Raw genomic sequence first — 15,620 nt, 5'->3', positions numbered from 1 at the left:
TACCAGACCCTGGCCTGGGCGATTTTCACCTCGGCGCGTTGGGCGTGGCCACTCGCATCCGCTCGCAGAACCGCACCCCGTATCACCTGCGCGAACGCTAGTGGACCGCCAGGACTGGGGGTGGCTGCGCATAACATGCTCGGCGGCCCATAGTGCTGAATGAAAAAGCTCCGAACCTGTCGGGGCTTTGTTGATCAACCCAATGCAGCGAGTTGCGCTACGGTTTCCGGGAAACGTGCCACCAGGCGAATCAGGGTGGCGGCCTGGGCATTTGGCTTGGCCCGACCTTGTTCCCAGTTTTCCAGGGTGCGGGTGTTGGTGCGCAGGTACATGGCGAACACCGACCGGGAGAGGTTGAGTTGTTGACGCACGGCCACCACCTCCTCGGCGGTAAGCGGCTCCAGTTGATTGAGATGAACCTTATGGGTTCGCAGGGTGACTTTGCCCTGGCGTTCGCTTGCCAGGGCGTCGAAGCCTTCGACCAGTTCGGAAAAGATTTCACGTTTCATGATGTGTTCTCGCTTTGATTTCCCTGTCCAGCATGTGTTTTAGGGCTTTTTTGTGCTGTGGTGTCAGGTCATCCTGTTCGTGCTTGCCGTACAGGGTGAACAGCCAGAATTGCGTGCCGCCCGACCACCAGTAGTAAATGACCCGCAGGCCACCGCGCTTGCCTTTGTTGCGTCGCTCGTCGATGAAGCGAACCTTGCGCAGTCCGCCTGTTCCCTCGATCACATCTCCTGCTTCCGGGTTCTTCATCAACTCTTGTTGAAAACCCTGGAAAAGCTCGTCACTCAGATAGTCCTTGCGATGCCGCTCGAAGGGCGGCAGTTCGATAAATAGAGCATCCATGTTCTGTACGTAGCCTGCGTAGAGTTTGGTGGCCCACCTGCTTATGGTCAAGTGACCTGGCTGTGGGAACTTTCCTAAAACTCAAACACCATACGGCGGGCTTCGGCGTGCATATGCCAGATGAGTAGGCGAGTGGAAGAGGAAATTTCCGTGAGTTGAAGAGGGTGTTTGAACCCATTGCCCAGAATGCAAAACGGCGCCCGAAGGCGCCGTTTTGTTGACTGCATCCCGCTAAGCGATCAAACGCCCAACACCGCGTGCTGCACCAGGGTGAGCAGCGGTTGTGGGTACACACCCAGGAAGAACGCGAGCAGGGCAATGGCCAGCAGCATTACACCGCCTGCCTTCTGTTCCCAGTGCAGTTCGGCATCCACACGGCGCAGGTTCGGCTCGATCAGGTACAGGGTGACCATCACGCGCAGGTAGTAGAACACGCCGATGGCGCTGCCCAGTACCAGGGAGGCAACCAACCACCACTCGTGCGCTTCGACGCCGGTGGCGACGATGTAGAACTTGCCGATGAAGCCCGCCGTGAGCGGAATACCGGCCAGGGACAGCATCATCACGGTCAGTACGGCGGTCAGGTACGGACGGCGCCAGAACAGGCCGCGGTACTCGTACAGGGCGTCGGCGTCACGGCCTTTGAACGGCGAGGACATCAGGGTGATCACGCCGAACGCGCCGAGGCTGGTGATCACGTAGGTGACCAGGTACACACCCATGGCTTCCACGGCCAGGCCTTTGCTCGCCACCAGGGCGATCAGCAGGTAGCCGAAGTGAGCGATGGACGAGTAACCCAGCAGACGCTTGAGGTTGTTCTGGGTCAGGGCCAGCAGGTTACCGAACAGGATCGACGCGATGGCGATCACGGTCAGCACGTTGCTCAGCACGCCAGTGTTGGCAGCAGGCGAGATCTGGAACAGACGCACCATCACCGCAAACACCGCAACCTTCGACGCGGTCGCCAGGAACGCGGCCACCGGCGCCGGGGCGCCTTCGTACACGTCCGGGGTCCACAGGTGGAACGGCACCAGCGACAGCTTGAACGCCAGGCCGATCAGCATCATGGCCAGGCCCAGTTGGGCAATCGGCGCAGGCAGGCTGGTGGTGGCCAGGGCGTGGCCGATACCGGTGAAGCTCAGGCTGCCGGCTTCGGCGTAGAGCAGGGCCATGCCGAACAACAGGAACGCGGAACCGGCGGCGGACAGCACCATGTACTTGATGCCGGCTTCCAGCGAGCGCTTGTTGAAGAACGCGTAGGCCACCAGGCCGTAGGTCGGGATCGACAGCAGTTCCAGGCCGATGAACAGGCCGGCCAGGTGCTGTGCGCTGACCAGCACGATGCCACCGGCCGCGGCCAGCAGGATCAGCAGGTACAGCTCTTCCTTGTTGCCTGGGTAACCGGTGCCGCCTTCGCCCATGTAGGCGTGGGCGAGGGTGACGCAGGCCAGGGTCGCGACCAGGATCAGCGCGATATACAGCAGGGCGAAGTCATCCACCATCATCAAAGGCGTGACCGCCAATGGCGCGACCTTGAGGGCCGGGATGATCGACAGCAGGGCCAGGTTCAGACCGGCACAGGACAGCAGGAACGTTTGCGAGTGATTGCGGCGCCAGGCGATTGCCAGCATCACCACCACGATGGTGAGGCTGGTGATCAGCAGCGGCGCAAGCGCGATAAAGTGTTGGATCGTGAATTCCATAGCGCTCTTACCGGGCCGAAGCGAGTTGAGAGAAGGCGGTGCCGAACCACTGCTGCACGCCATGCATCGTTGCGGCAGAAGTGTCCAGGAACGGTTGCGGGTACACGCCGATATAGATCAGCAGTACCGCAAGGCCGAGCACCATGATCAGTTCGCGAGCATCCATCCCTTGCAGGACGGTGTCGGACTTGGCCGGGCCGAAGTAGGCGCGGTGGATCATGATCAGCGAGTAGACCGAACCGAACACCAGGCCGGAGGTAGCAATCGCACTGATCCACGGCGTTTGCACGAAGGCACCCATCAGGATCAGGAACTCGCCGATGAAGTTACCGGTGCCCGGCAAGCCCAGGGACGCGGCGGCGAAGAACAGGCTGATCGCCGGCAGGTAGGCGATGCGCGACCACACGCCACCCATTTCACGCATGTCACGGGTGTGCAGGCGCTCGTACAGCTGGCCACTCAGGATAAACAGGGCTGCGGCCGAGACACCGTGGGCCAGCATCTGGATCACCGCGCCCTGCAGCGCCAGTTGGCTGCCGGAGTAGATGCCGATCAGTACGAAGCCCATGTGGGAAACGGACGAGAAGGCAATCAGACGCTTGATGTCGGTTTGCGCGAACGCCAGGAACGCACCGTAGAAGATCCCGATCAGACCCAGGGTCATGGCGATCGGCGCGAACTCGGCCGAGGCATTCGGGAACAGCGGCAGGGCGAAACGCAGCAGGCCGTAGGCCGCAGTCTTCAGCAGGATACCGGCCAGGTCCACGGAACCGGCAGTCGGCGCCTGGGCGTGCGCATCGGGCAGCCAGGAGTGGAACGGCACCACCGGCAGCTTCACCGCGAAGGCGATGAAGAAGCCCAGCATCAGGATGTACTCGGTGGTCAGGGACATCTTGGTCTTCAACAGGTCGGCGTAGTTGAAGGTAATCACGCCGGTGTTATTGAAGTTGACCAGTACCAGGCCCAGGATCGCCACCAACATGATCAGGCCGGAAGCCTGGGTGAAGATGAAGAACTTGGTCGCCGCGTAGATCCGGGTTTTCTTGCCGTCCGAAGAACTGTGACCCCAGAGCGCGATGAGGAAGTACATCGGCACCAGCATCATTTCCCAGAAGAAGAAGAACATGAACAGGTCGAGGGCGAGGAACACGCCGACGACACCGCCCAGGATCCACATCAGGTTCAGGTGGAAGAAACCCACGTGACGCTGGATCTCTTTCCAGGAGCAGAGTACCGAGAGGATACCCAGCAGGCCGGTCAGCAGGATCATCAACAGCGACAGGCCGTCCAGGGCCAGGTGCACGTTGATGCCGAAGCGCTGGATCCACACGTGCTTGAATTCAAGCGCGAAGGTCGGATCGACACCCGGTGCCGGAGCAAATGAATAGTCGCCATGGGCCCACAGCCAGAGGCCGAGCGCGAGTTCCAGGGACATGGTCAGCAACGCAATCCAGCGGGGGAGGGTGGCGCCGAAGCGTTCACCCATCCAGCAGAGCAGGCCGCCGATGAAGGGGATCAGGATTAGCCAGGGCAGAATCATGACAGGCTCGTTTCCTTTCGCAAGTTCGCAAAGATCGCAATGTTCATAGTCATATCGCTACCACGACGATGGCGCCGATTACCAGCACGGCACCGGCCGCCATGGAGGCTGCATACCAGCGCAGTTGGCCAGTCTCGCTGCGGCTCAGGGCGGTGTGACCGGCCTTGGCGGCACGCGGGATCAGACCGATGGTCTGGTCGAGCGGGTCCTTGCGCAGAATGTGGCTGATGGCGAGGTAAGGCTTGACGAACAGTTTGTCGTAGATCCAGTCGAAGCCCCAGGCGGCGAACCACCAGGCCGACAGGAAGCGGCCGATGCCACTGTTGGCGACGGCCGTCACGAAGCGACGCTTGCCGAGGAACAGCAGGGCCGCCAGCAGGATACCGGCAATGGCGATGGCGCCCGAGGCGATTTCCAGGCTGTGCTGGGCTTCGCCGCCGGCATGGCCGACGCTTTGCGGCAGTACACCGTGCAGAGGCGGGGTGATCATGGCGCCGACGAAGGTCGACAGGATGATCAGTACCGACAATGGCAACCAGTGCGAGATGCCGTGGCCTGCGTGAGCTTCGGTCTTGGCTTCACCGTGGAAGGTGATGAAGATCAGGCGGAAGGTGTACAGCGAGGTCATGAACGCACCCACCAGGCCTGCGTACAGCAGGTTCTGGTTGCCGCTGGCGAAGGCTTCCCAGAGGATTTCATCCTTTGAGTAGAAACCGGCGGTCACCAGCGGCAGGGCGGCCAGGGCGGCACCACCGACGATGAAGCTGGCATAGGCCAGTGGCAGTTTTTTCCACAGGCCGCCCATCTTGAAGATGTTCTGCTCGTGGTGGCAGGCCACGATCACCGCACCGGAAGCGAGGAACAGCAAGGCCTTGAAGAAGGCGTGGGTCATCAGGTGGAAGATCGCCGCGTCCCAGGCGCCAACGCCCAGGGCCAGGAACATGTAGCCGATCTGGCTCATGGTCGAGTAGGCAAGGATGCGCTTGATGTCGGTCTGTACCAGGGCAGCGAAGCCAGCCAGGACCAGGGTCACGCCACCAACGATGCCGACCAGATGCAGGATGTCCGGCGCCAGGGTGAACAGGCCGTGGGTACGGGCGATCAGGTAGACGCCGGCGGTTACCATGGTGGCGGCGTGGATCAGTGCGGAAACCGGGGTAGGGCCGGCCATCGCGTCCGCCAGCCAGGTTTGCAGTGGCAGTTGCGCGGATTTACCCACGGCGCCGCCGAGCAGCATCAGGGTGGCCAAGGTGATCCAGAAGTCGCCAACCTGGAATTTCTGCGGTGCCAGCACCAGCAGTTCCTGGATGTTCAGCGTGCCCACTTGCTGGAACAGGATGAACAGGCCGATGGCCATGAACACGTCGCCGATGCGGGTGACGATAAAGGCCTTGAGTGCTGCGTTACCGTTGTTGCGGTTGCTGTAGTAGAAACCGATCAACAGGTACGAGCACAGGCCCACGCCTTCCCAGCCGAAGTACAGGAACAACAGGTTATCGCCGAGCACCAGGAACAGCATGCTGGCGATAAACAGGTTGGTGTACGAGAAGAAGCGCGAGTAACCGGCTTCACCGCGCATGTACCAGGACGCGAACAGGTGGATCAGGAAGCCCACGCCGACCACCACGCCGAGCATGGTGATCGACAGGCCGTCGACGTAGAGGGCGAAGTTGGGCTTGAAGCCCTCCACCGACATCCACTGCCACAGCACCAGGGTGTAGTGACCGCCTTCCGGCGGCGCCACGTTGAATTGCCAGATGACGTAGGCGGCAACGATCGCCGACAGGCCAATGGAACCCACGCCCACCAGGGCAGACAGGTTTTCCGACCAGCGTCCACGGGAGAACGACAGCAGCAGGAAACCGATCAGGGGAAATACGAAAGTCAGAAAGATCATGTTCATCCGCGCATCTCACTGGCAGCGTCGATATCAAGCGTGTGGAAGCGACGATACAGTTGCAGCAGGATCGCCAGGCCAATGCTGGCCTCGGCGGCTGCCAGGCTGATCACCAGGATGAACATGACTTGTCCATCCGGCTGGCCCCAACGTGCACCCGCAACGATGAACGCCAGTGCCGCGGCGTTCATCATGATTTCCAGGCTCATCAACACGAACAGAATGTTACGGCGGACCATCAGGCCGACCAGGCCAAGGCAGAACAGGATGCCGGCGACCGCCAGACCATGCTCCAAAGGGATAGCAGGCATCGTCATTGCTCCTTGGCTTCGTTGCGGCCCAAGTGGAAGGCGGTGACGGCTGCAGCGAGCAGCAGCATCGACGCCAGTTCGACCACCAGCAGGTACGGGCCGAACAGGCTGATGCCCACGGCTTTTGCATCCACGGTGGTGTGGCCGATGGCCTGGCCGCTCTGGTGAGCGAACAGCACATACAGCAGTTCACCCAGCAGCAGCGCTGCCAGGACAACCGGGCCGAGCCAGATGCCGGGCTTGAGCCAGACGCGTTCCTGGGCGACCGAAGCCGGCCCCAGGTTGAGCATCATCACCACAAACACGAACAGCACCATGATGGCGCCGGCGTAGGCGATCACTTCCAGCACACCGGCGAACGGCGCGCCGAGGCTGAAGAAGGTCATGGCCACGGCGATCAGCGAAATGATCAGGTAGAGCAGGGCGTGCACGGGGTTGGTGTTGGTGATCACGCGAAGCGTGGACACAACCGCGATACCCGATGCGAAATAGAAAGCGAATTCCATCTTTCTTCCTTAAGGCAGCAAGCTCTTCACGTTGATCGGCTCGGCTTCGTTTTGTGCGGCGCCTTTCGGCTTACCGGCAACGGCCATACCTGCAACACGATAGAAGTTGTAATCAGGGTTTTTACCGGGACCAGAGATCAACAGATCTTCTTTCTCGTACACCAGGTCCTGACGTTTGAACTCGGCCATCTCGAAATCCGGTGTGAGCTGGATCGCGGTGGTCGGGCAAGCTTCCTCGCAGAGGCCGCAGAAAATGCAGCGCGAGAAGTTGATGCGGAAGAAGTCCGGGTACCAGCGACCGTCTTCGGTTTCAGCTTTCTGCAGGGAGATGCAACCCACCGGGCACGCCACGGCGCACAGGTTGCAGGCTACGCAACGCTCTTCGCCATCGGGGTCGCGGGTCAGTACGATGCGGCCGCGATAGCGCGGCGGCAGGTATACCGCTTCTTCCGGGTATTGCAGGGTGTCGCGTTTGCGAAAGCCGTGACCGAACACCATCACCAGGCTTCGCAACTGGGTACCGGTACCCTTAACGATGTCGCCAATATATTTGAACATGGGTCAAATCCTCACTGAACCGCAGCCGCTGGCGTGTGCATCAGCACCACGGCAGCAGTCACCAGCAAATTGATCAGGGTCAGCGGCAGGCAGAAGCGCCAGCTGAAATCCATCACCTGGTCATATCGTGGACGCGGAATGGAAGCGCGCAGCAGGATAAACAACATGATGAAGAACGCGGTCTTCAGGAAGAACCAGAAGAACGCCAACTGCGGCAGGATGCCGAACGGTCCGTGCCAGCCGCCGAAGAACAGCGTGACCAGCAGGGCCGAGATCAGGATGATGCCGATGTATTCACCGACGAAGAACATGCCCCACTTCATGCCGGCGTATTCGATGTGGTAACCGTCGGCCAGTTCCTGTTCCGCTTCCGGCTGGTCGAACGGGTGACGGTGAGTCACGGCGACGCCAGCGATGAAGAAGGTGCAGAAGCCGAAGAACTGCGGAATGATGAACCACAGGTTCTGTGCCTGGTACTCGACGATGTCGCGCATGTTGAACGAGCCGACCTGCACCACGATGCCCATCAGCGCCAGGCCCATGAACACTTCGTAGGACACGGTCTGGGCCGAGGCCCGCAAGCTGCCCAGCAGGGCGAACTTGTTGTTGCTCGACCAGCCGGCGAACAGTACCGCGTAGACCGACAGGCCGGCCATGGCGAAGAAGAACAGCAAGCCGATGTTCAGGTCCGCCACGCCCCAGGTCGGGGTGATCGGGATGATCGCGAAGGCGATCAGCAAGGCGCTCATGGCCACGACCGGTGCCAGGGTGAAGATCACCTTGTCGGCAAACGGCGGGGTCCAGTCTTCCTTGAAGAACATTTTCAACATGTCGGCGGCGATCTGGAACATGCCGAACGGGCCAACGCGGTTCGGACCGTAGCGGTCCTGCCACCAGCCCAGCAGGCGACGTTCGACGAAGCTGAGCAGGGCGCCCGCGACGACCACGGCCAACAGGATCACGATGGCCTTGACGACCGAGATGATCACGTCGATCACTTCAGGGGTGAACCAGGTCATTGCGCTGCCTCCTGCAGACCGTCAACGGTTTTGCCAAAGATCGCAGGCGGAATACCGGCGAGGCCTTTTGGCAGTGCAACCAGGCCTGCACCCAACTCATCGTTGATGCGCAGCGGCAGACGCAGGGTCTGGCCGGCCACGTTCAGGCTGAGCAGGGCACCGTCGTTGACGCCCAGGCGGTCGGCTTCGGACTTGGCCAGGGATACGTAGGCTTCAGGGATGCGGCTTTGCACCGGCGCGGCCTTGGAAGAGTTCTCTTCGCTGCCGAACAGGTGGAAGAACGGCACAACCTGCCAGGTGCCCTGGGCCGGGTTGAACGGACGCGGTACGGCGGCGAACCAGTTCAGCGCATCACCGGTGCTTTCGATCAGGCGGGTGCCAGGGTCGCCAGCGCGGAGGTGACCACCGACTTCGTCCTGGAACTTGTTCCAGGCCTGCGGCGAGTTCCAGCCCGGTGACCAGGCGAATGGCACCTGCTGACGCGGCTCGACCGAACCCGAGTAGCCTTCCATGGAGAAGGCGAACGCGGTGTCGTTGTCTTGCGGGGTACGCGGTTCGTGCACGCTGATGTCGGCGCGCATCGCGGTACGACCGGAATAACGCAGCGGTTCACGGGCCAGTTTCAAGCCCTTGATGCGGAACGAAGCGGACGGTGCCGCGTCGACAATCCGCGCCAGTTGCGGGGCGCTGGCAGCGGTGGCTGCGGTGACGTGGTCGAGCTGGGTCCAGTCGATCGGCTGGTTCAGCAGGGTCGCGCGCAGGGCATGCAGCCAGCGCCAGCCTTCGTGAACCAGGATGCTGGCGTCCATGTACTTCGGATCGAACACCTGGAAGAAGCGCTGGGCACGGCCTTCCTGGCTGACCAGGGTGCCGTCGCCTTCGGCGAAGGTGGCGGCCGGCAGTACCAGGTGGGCGCGGTCGCTGGTGGCGGTCTTCTGGTGATCGGCAACGATCAGCACTTTGGCCGCGTTCAGTGCCGCGTCAACCTTGGCGGCATCGGTGCGGGTGTACAGGTCGTTTTCCAGTACCACGATGGCGTCGGCGTTGCCGTCGATCACCGCTTGCAGGCCGGCGTCCAGGGACTCGCCACCGAGCATGGCCAGGCCAAGGCTGTTGGCTTCCGGCACGACCAGGCTGATGGAACCGTTCTTGTCGCGCAGCTTCAGGGCCTTGGCGATGTTGGCAGCGGCTTCGATCAGCGCCTTGGAACCCAGCGAGGTGCCGGCAATGATCAATGGGCGCTTGGCAGCCAGCAGGGCATCGGCGATGCGCTGGGCCAGTTCGACGGCTTCAGTGTCCAGGCCTTCGACGGCAGGCGCGCTGGCGTCCAGGGCGTGGGCCACGGCGAAACCGATGCGCGCCAGATCGTCCGGCGCTGCGTGGACGCATTCTTCGGCGATGTCGTCGAGCTTGGTTTCAGCCAGGCTTGCAATAAACAGCGGGTTCAGCGCGTGCTGGCCGATGTTTTTCACTGCAGCATCGAGCCAAGGCTGGACGCGCATGGCATCGGCCATGTCTTCGGCCTTGCCCTTGACCGACTGGCGCAGCGACAGGGCGATGCGGGCGGCGGTCTGGGTCAGGTCTTCACCGAGCACGAAGATCGCGTCGTGGTCTTCGATGTCGCGCATGTTCGGTACGGGCAGCGGGCTGTCGTTCAGCACCTGCAGGACCAGGCGGATGCGCTCCAGTTCACCGGCTTCGATACCGCTGTAGAAGTGCTCGGCGCCCACCAGCTCGCGCAACGCGAAGTTGCTTTCGAGGCTGGCGCGGGGCGAACCGATACCGACGATGTTGCGGCCGCGCAGCAGGTCGGCAGCTTTATCCAGCGCGTCGTCCAGGCTCAGCTTGGCGCCGTCGGCGAGCAGTGGTTGGCGAGGGCGGTCTTCGCGGTTGACGTAGCCATAGCCGAAACGGCCACGGTCGCACAGGAAGTACTGGTTGACCGAACCGTTGAAGCGGTTTTCGATGCGACGCAATTCGCCGTAGCGCTCGCCCGGGGAGATGTTGCAACCGCTGGAGCAGCCATGGCAGATGCTCGGGGCGAACTGCATGTCCCACTTGCGGTTGTAGCGCTCGGAGTGCGTCTTGTCGGTGAACACACCGGTCGGGCAGACCTCGGTGAGGTTGCCGGAGAACTCGCTTTCGAGCACGCCGTCTTCAACACGACCGAAGTACACGTTGTCGTGGGCGCCGAATACGCCGAGGTCGGTGCCGCCGGCGTAGTCCTTATAGAAGCGCACGCAGCGATAGCAGGCGATGCAGCGGTTCATTTCGTGGGAAATGAACGGGCCGAGGTCCTGGTTCTGGTGGGTACGCTTGGTGAAGCGATAACGGCGCTCGTTGTGGCCGGTCATCACGGTCATGTCTTGCAGGTGGCAGTGACCGCCTTCCTCACAGACCGGGCAGTCGTGGGGGTGGTTGGTCATCAGCCATTCGACGACGCTGGCGCGGAACGCCTTGGATTCTTCATCGTCGATGGAGATCCAGGTGTTGTCGGTGGCTGGGGTCATGCAGGACATGACGATACGACCACGGGTGTCGTTCTCGTCGGTGTACTGCTTGACCGCACACTGGCGGCAGGCCCCGACGCTACCAAGCGCGGGGTGCCAGCAGAAATACGGGATATCGAGACCGAGCGACAGACAGGCCTGTAACAGGTTGTCTGCCCCATCGACTTCGAGCGCTTTGCCGTCTACGTGGATAGTGGCCATGGTTCAAAGTTCTTCGTTGGCCCGTTGTCAGCGGGCGTGGCTAATGGAATCTTGTTATTCATGGGCCTCAACACAGCCTCTACGGCGTCAGCCCATGAGAAAGCGAAGGGCACGGACCCTTCGCCTTTTAAAGCGTTACGCGCCGACTACGATCGGCCTTGCCAGAGGCGGGACGGCAGCGCTGGTAGGCGCGATGCCGGCTTCGAACTCCGAGCGGAAGTATTTGATTGCGCTGCCCAATGGCTCCACGGCGCCCGGTGCGTGAGCACAGAAGGTCTTGCCCGGGCCGAGGAAACCGACCAGGCCCAGCAGGGTTTCGATATCACCCTCGCGGCCTTCGCCGTTTTCCAGGGCCATCAGCAGCTTCACGCTCCATGGCAGACCGTCGCGGCATGGTGTGCAGAAGCCGCAGGACTCGCGGGCAAAGAACTGCTCCATGTTGCGCAGCAAGGAGACCATGTTCACGGTGTTGTCGACCGCCATCGCCAGGCCGGTACCCATCCGGGTGCCCACCTTGCCGATGCCGCCGGCGTACATTTGTGCGTCGAGGTGCTCGGGCAACAGGAAACCGGTACCGGCGCCGCCTGGCTGCCAGGCTTTCAAGGTGTAGCCGTCGCGCATGCCGCCGGCGTAGTCCTCGAACAGCTCGCGTGCGGTCACGCCGAACGGCAGCTCCCACAGGCCAGGGTTCTTGACCTTGCCGGAGAAGCCCATGAGCTTGGTGCCCATGTCCTCGCTGCCTTCGCGGGCCAACGATTTGTACCAGTCCACGCCGTCGGCGATGATCGCCGGCACGTTGCACAGGGTCTCGACGTTGTTCACGCAGGTCGGCTTGCCCCACACGCCCACGGCGGCAGGGAAGGGCGGCTTGGAGCGCGGGTTGGCGCGGCGACCTTCGAGGGAGTTGATCAGTGCGGTTTCTTCACCGCAGATGTAGCGCCCGGCGCCGGTGTGCACGAACAGTTCGAAGTCAAAACCCGAACCCAAGATGTTCTTGCCCAACAGGCCGGCGGCCTTGGCTTCTTCCACGGCACGGTTGAGGTGCTTGGCGGCGGTGGTGTACTCGCCACGCAGGAAGATGTAGCCCCGGTAGGTTTTCAGCGCGCGGGCGCTGATCAGCATGCCTTCGATGAGCAGATGGGGCAGTTGCTCCATCAGCATGCGGTCTTTCCAGGTGTTCGGCTCCATTTCATCCGCGTTGCACAGCAGGTAGCGGATGTTGATGGATTCGTCCTTGGGCATCAGGCCCCACTTCACGCCCGTGGGGAAGCCTGCACCGCCGCGGCCTTTGAGGCCGGCGTCTTTCACGGTCTGGACGATATCGTCCTGGGCCATGTCCGCGAAGGCTTTGCGCGCAGCCGCGTAGCCGTTCTTGGCCTGGTACTCGTCGAACCATACCGGTTCGGCATCGTCACGCAGGCGCCAGGTCAGCGGATGGGTCTCGGGCGAACGCTTGATCAGGTTGGCCGGGCCGAAAGAAGTCAGGGTCATGGGTAGCCCTCGAGCAATTGGGTCACGCCAGCGGGCTGCACGTCACCGAATGTGTCGTCGTCGATCATCAACGCCGGCGCCTTGTCGCAGTTGCCCAGGCAGCACACCGGCAGCAGCGTGAAGCGGCCGTCCGGGGTGGTCTGGCCGAGGCCGATGCCCAGCTTGTTCTGGATCTCGCTGACCACCGATTCGTGGCCGCCGATGTAGCAGACCATGCTATCGCACACGCGAATGATGTGGCGGCCCACCGGCTGACGGAAGATCTGGCTGTAGAACGTGGCCACCCCTTCAACGTCGCTGGCAGGGATGCCGAGGATTTCGCCGATGGCGTAGAGGGCGCCGTCCGGCACCCAGCCTCGTTCCTTCTGGACGATCTTCAAGGCTTCGATCGACGCCGCGCGCGGGTCTTCGTAGTGATGCAGCTCGTGCTCGATGGCCGAGCGCTCGGTTTCACTCAAGGTGAAACGGTCTGTCTGGATAAGCGTGCTGTTCATGCTTAGCGGTCCACGTCGGCCATAACGAAATCGATACTACCCAGGTACGCAATCAAGTCCGCGACCATCTCGCCTTTGATCACCGAAGGGATCTGCTGCAAGTGGGCGAAGCTCGGGGTACGGATCCGGGTGCGGTAGCTCATGGTGCCGCCATCGCTCGTCAGGTAATAACTGTTGATACCCTTGGTCGCTTCGATCATCTGGAAGGACTCGTTGGCCGGCATGACCGGGCCCCACGAAACCTGCAGGAAGTGCGTGATCAGGGTTTCGATGTGCTGCAGCGTGCGCTCTTTCGGCGGCGGCGTGGTCAGCGGGTGATCCGCCTTGTACGGGCCGGCCGGCATGTTGCGCATGCACTGCTCGATGATCTTCAGGCTCTGGCGCATTTCTTCGACGCGCACGATGCAACGGTCGTAGGCATCGCCATTGGCCGCCAGCGGGACTTCGAATTCGAAATTCTCATACCCGGAGTACGGACGTGCTTTACGCAGGTCGAAATCGCAGCCGGTGGAACGCAGGCCGGCACCGGTGACGCCCCATTCCAGGGCTTCCTTGGTGTTGTACTGCGCGACGCCGATGGTACGACCCTTGAGGATGCTGTTATCCAGCGCGGCCTTTTGGTATTCGTCCAGGCGCTTGGGCATCCAGTCGATGAATTCCTTGACCAGGCGTTCCCAACCGTTCGGCAGGTCGTGGGCCACGCCGCCGATGCGGTACCAGGCCGGGTGCAGGCGGAAACCGGTGATGGCTTCGATGACCTTGTAGGCGCGCTGACGGTCGGTGAAGGTGAAGAACACCGGGGTCATGGCGCCGACGTCCTGGATATAGGTCCCCAGGAACAGCAGGTGGCTGGTGATCCGGAAGAACTCGGCCATCATGATGCGGATGGTGTCGACGCGGTCCGGCACCTTGATACCGGCCAGTTTCTCGACCGAGAGCACGTACGGCAGGTTGTTCATCACGCCGCCGAGGTAGTCGATACGGTCGGTGTACGGGATGAAGCTGTGCCACGACTGGCGCTCGGCCATTTTCTCGGCACCACGGTGGTGGTAGCCGATGTCCGGCACGCAGTCGACGATTTCTTCGCCGTCCAGTTGCAGGATGATACGGAAGGCGCCGTGGGCCGAAGGGTGGTTCGGGCCCAGGTTGAGGAACATGTAGTCCTCATTGGTGCCGGAGCGCTTCATGCCCCAGTCTTCCGGACGGAAGCGTGCAGCCTCCTCTTCAAGCTGTTGCTTGGCGAGGTTGAGGCTGAATGGGTCGAATTCGGTGGCGCGCGCAGGGAAGTCCTTGCGCAGCGGGTGACCTTCCCAGGTCGGCGGCATCATGATGCGCGTCAGGTGCGGGTGGCCCGGGAAGTCGATGCCGAACATGTCCCAGACTTCGCGTTCGTACCAGCTGGCGTTCGGCCAGATACCGGTCACGGTCGGCACGCTCAGGTCGCTCTCGGACAGGGCGACCTTGATCATCACGTCGCTGTTACGTTCGATCGACAGCAGGTGGTAGAACACGGTGAAATCGGCGCCGCTCGGCAGCCCCTGACGCTTGGTGCGCAGACGCTCGTCCACACCGTGCAGGTCATAGAGCATGACGAACGGCTTGGGCAGGTTGCGCAGGAAGGTCAGGACTTCGACAAGCCTGGCACGCGCCACCCACAGCACCGGCATGCCGGTGCGTGTGGCCTGGGCGGTGAAGGCGTCAGGGCCAAAACGGTTATTGAGTTCGACGACCACATCCTGGTCGTCTGCCTTATAAGGCGGGATGTACAGAGCACTGCCTGTAGTCATGGTTTTTTATCGCTTTCGGTCAACGTAAAGAATGAAGCCAGGTGTTCGTTCTATAAAAGAAGCGGTGCTGGATCAGACTTCGTCGGGGCTGCGCAGGTTGGTGACTGCGATACGCTGTTCGCGGCGCTGTTCCTTTTGCGAGGGCATCTCGGCGCGGTATACGCCTTGATCGCCGACGACCCAGGAAAGCGGGCGACGCTCCTTGCCAATCGATTCCTGCAATAGCATCAAGCCTTGCAGGAACGCTTCAGGGCGAGGCGGGCAGCCAGGCACGTAGACGTCCACGGGCAGGAACTTGTCCACCCCTTGAACGACGGAATAGATGTCGTACATGCCACCGGAGTTGGCGCACGAACCCATGGAGATAACCCACTTCGGTTCGAGCATTTGCTCGTAGAGACGCTGGATGATCGGCGCCATCTTGATGAAGCAGGTGCCGGCGATAACCATGAAATCCGCCTGGCGCGGCGAGGCCCGGATAACTTCGGCGCCAAAGCGCGCGATGTCGTGGGGCGCCGTGAAGGCGGTGGTCATTTCCACGTAGCAGCACGAAAGACCGAAGTTGTACGGCCACAGGGAGTTCTTACGCCCCCAGTTGACCGCGCCACTCAGCACGTCTTCCAGCTTGCCCATGTAGATGTTTTTGTGGACTTGGTCTTCTAACGGGTCGGAAACGGTTTCCCGCTCGCCGATGGGGTACTGCTCGTTAGGAGCATCCGGGTCGATCCTGGTGAGATTGTATTGCATCGCCAAA

At 61.8% G+C, this 15,620-nt stretch carries 14 protein-coding genes; all 14 read right to left on the bottom strand.

Features of this window, described 5'->3' with window-relative positions:
* Positions 1-194 precede the first annotated feature (194 nt).
* On the bottom strand, positions 195-509 hold the full coding sequence (locus BM110_RS06320; RefSeq protein ID WP_093512778.1) for a helix-turn-helix domain-containing protein: 315 nt from the start codon (positions 507-509) through the stop codon (positions 195-197).
* The gene (locus BM110_RS06315) at positions 499-849 is read right to left on the bottom strand and encodes a type II toxin-antitoxin system RelE/ParE family toxin (protein WP_093513166.1); all 351 of its coding nucleotides are present in this window, start codon (positions 847-849) and stop codon (positions 499-501) included. The genes BM110_RS06320 and BM110_RS06315 overlap by 11 nt, the downstream gene beginning before the upstream one ends.
* 239 nt (positions 850-1,088) lie before the next feature.
* Positions 1,089-2,552: an NADH-quinone oxidoreductase subunit NuoN gene (gene nuoN, locus BM110_RS06310; protein ID WP_058425023.1), complete on the bottom strand. Its 1,464-nt coding sequence runs from the start codon at positions 2,550-2,552 to the stop codon at positions 1,089-1,091.
* 7 nt (positions 2,553-2,559) lie between these two features.
* The gene (gene nuoM / locus BM110_RS06305; RefSeq protein ID WP_010209575.1) at positions 2,560-4,092 is read right to left on the bottom strand and encodes an NADH-quinone oxidoreductase subunit M; all 1,533 of its coding nucleotides are present in this window, start codon (positions 4,090-4,092) and stop codon (positions 2,560-2,562) included.
* Positions 4,093-4,141: 49 nt separating this feature from the next.
* Positions 4,142-5,995: an NADH-quinone oxidoreductase subunit L gene (nuoL, locus tag BM110_RS06300; RefSeq protein ID WP_071491906.1), complete on the bottom strand. Its 1,854-nt coding sequence runs from the start codon at positions 5,993-5,995 to the stop codon at positions 4,142-4,144.
* Positions 5,992-6,300: an NADH-quinone oxidoreductase subunit NuoK gene (gene nuoK / locus BM110_RS06295; RefSeq protein WP_003174727.1), complete on the bottom strand. Its 309-nt coding sequence runs from the start codon at positions 6,298-6,300 to the stop codon at positions 5,992-5,994. The genes nuoL and nuoK overlap by 4 nt, the downstream gene beginning before the upstream one ends.
* A gap of 2 nt (positions 6,301-6,302) precedes the next feature.
* Positions 6,303-6,806, bottom strand: a complete 504-nt coding sequence (nuoJ, locus tag BM110_RS06290; RefSeq protein WP_016974048.1) for an NADH-quinone oxidoreductase subunit J — start codon at positions 6,804-6,806, stop codon at positions 6,303-6,305.
* Positions 6,807-6,815: 9 nt separating this feature from the next.
* Entirely contained in the window at positions 6,816-7,364 is a 549-nt protein-coding gene (gene nuoI, locus BM110_RS06285; RefSeq protein WP_003174725.1) for an NADH-quinone oxidoreductase subunit NuoI, read from the bottom strand.
* An 11-nt stretch (positions 7,365-7,375) separates the two neighbouring features.
* The gene (nuoH, locus tag BM110_RS06280) at positions 7,376-8,383 is read right to left on the bottom strand and encodes an NADH-quinone oxidoreductase subunit NuoH (protein WP_071491905.1); all 1,008 of its coding nucleotides are present in this window, start codon (positions 8,381-8,383) and stop codon (positions 7,376-7,378) included.
* Complete coding sequence (gene nuoG, locus BM110_RS06275) at positions 8,380-11,094, bottom strand: NADH-quinone oxidoreductase subunit NuoG (RefSeq protein ID WP_093512776.1); 2,715 nt, start codon at positions 11,092-11,094, stop codon at positions 8,380-8,382. Before nuoG ends, nuoH begins: the two co-directional genes overlap by 4 nt.
* 135 nt (positions 11,095-11,229) lie before the next feature.
* Positions 11,230-12,585 carry an NADH-quinone oxidoreductase subunit NuoF gene (gene nuoF / locus BM110_RS06270; protein ID WP_025858970.1) on the bottom strand — a complete coding sequence of 452 codons (1,356 nt, stop codon included), beginning with the start codon at positions 12,583-12,585 and terminating at the stop codon, positions 11,230-11,232.
* Entirely contained in the window at positions 12,582-13,079 is a 498-nt protein-coding gene (nuoE, locus tag BM110_RS06265) for an NADH-quinone oxidoreductase subunit NuoE (protein WP_003174721.1), read from the bottom strand. Before nuoE ends, nuoF begins: the two co-directional genes overlap by 4 nt.
* 2 nt (positions 13,080-13,081) lie before the next feature.
* A complete protein-coding gene (gene nuoC / locus BM110_RS06260; RefSeq protein WP_092245059.1) occupies positions 13,082-14,866 on the bottom strand; it encodes an NADH-quinone oxidoreductase subunit C/D in 1,785 nt (594 codons plus the stop codon).
* Between the two features lie 72 nt (positions 14,867-14,938).
* Positions 14,939-15,613, bottom strand: a complete 675-nt coding sequence (locus BM110_RS06255; protein WP_003174719.1) for a NuoB/complex I 20 kDa subunit family protein — start codon at positions 15,611-15,613, stop codon at positions 14,939-14,941.
* Between the last annotated feature and the right edge of the window lie 7 nt (positions 15,614-15,620).

This window comes from Pseudomonas sp. NFPP28 (genome assembly GCF_900115535.1).
In the GTDB taxonomy this organism is placed as follows: Bacteria; Pseudomonadota; Gammaproteobacteria; order Pseudomonadales; family Pseudomonadaceae; genus Aquipseudomonas; species Aquipseudomonas extremorientalis.
Note: the sequence above shows the minus strand (reverse complement) of the source record. Positions and strands in the feature narration are given on the sequence as shown.

What these genes read in the sequence shown, in the direction of transcription:
- BM110_RS06320 (WP_093512778.1), bottom strand. Translation starts at nt 509, where the DNA reads ATGAAACGTGAAATCTTTTCCGAACTGGTCGAAGGCTTCGACGCCCTG.
- BM110_RS06315 (WP_093513166.1), bottom strand. Translation starts at nt 849, where the DNA reads ATGGATGCTCTATTTATCGAACTGCCGCCCTTCGAGCGGCATCGCAAG.
- nuoN (WP_058425023.1), bottom strand. Translation starts at nt 2,552, where the DNA reads ATGGAATTCACGATCCAACACTTTATCGCGCTTGCGCCGCTGCTGATC.
- nuoM (WP_010209575.1), bottom strand. Translation starts at nt 4,092, where the DNA reads ATGATTCTGCCCTGGCTAATCCTGATCCCCTTCATCGGCGGCCTGCTC.
- nuoL (WP_071491906.1), bottom strand. Translation starts at nt 5,995, where the DNA reads ATGAACATGATCTTTCTGACTTTCGTATTTCCCCTGATCGGTTTCCTG.
- nuoK (WP_003174727.1), bottom strand. Translation starts at nt 6,300, where the DNA reads ATGCCTGCTATCCCTTTGGAGCATGGTCTGGCGGTCGCCGGCATCCTG.
- nuoJ (WP_016974048.1), bottom strand. Translation starts at nt 6,806, where the DNA reads ATGGAATTCGCTTTCTATTTCGCATCGGGTATCGCGGTTGTGTCCACG.
- nuoI (WP_003174725.1), bottom strand. Translation starts at nt 7,364, where the DNA reads ATGTTCAAATATATTGGCGACATCGTTAAGGGTACCGGTACCCAGTTG.
- nuoH (WP_071491905.1), bottom strand. Translation starts at nt 8,383, where the DNA reads ATGACCTGGTTCACCCCTGAAGTGATCGACGTGATCATCTCGGTCGTC.
- nuoG (WP_093512776.1), bottom strand. Translation starts at nt 11,094, where the DNA reads ATGGCCACTATCCACGTAGACGGCAAAGCGCTCGAAGTCGATGGGGCA.
- nuoF (WP_025858970.1), bottom strand. Translation starts at nt 12,585, where the DNA reads ATGACCCTGACTTCTTTCGGCCCGGCCAACCTGATCAAGCGTTCGCCC.
- nuoE (WP_003174721.1), bottom strand. Translation starts at nt 13,079, where the DNA reads ATGAACAGCACGCTTATCCAGACAGACCGTTTCACCTTGAGTGAAACC.
- nuoC (WP_092245059.1), bottom strand. Translation starts at nt 14,866, where the DNA reads ATGACTACAGGCAGTGCTCTGTACATCCCGCCTTATAAGGCAGACGAC.
- BM110_RS06255 (WP_003174719.1), bottom strand. Translation starts at nt 15,613, where the DNA reads ATGCAATACAATCTCACCAGGATCGACCCGGATGCTCCTAACGAGCAG.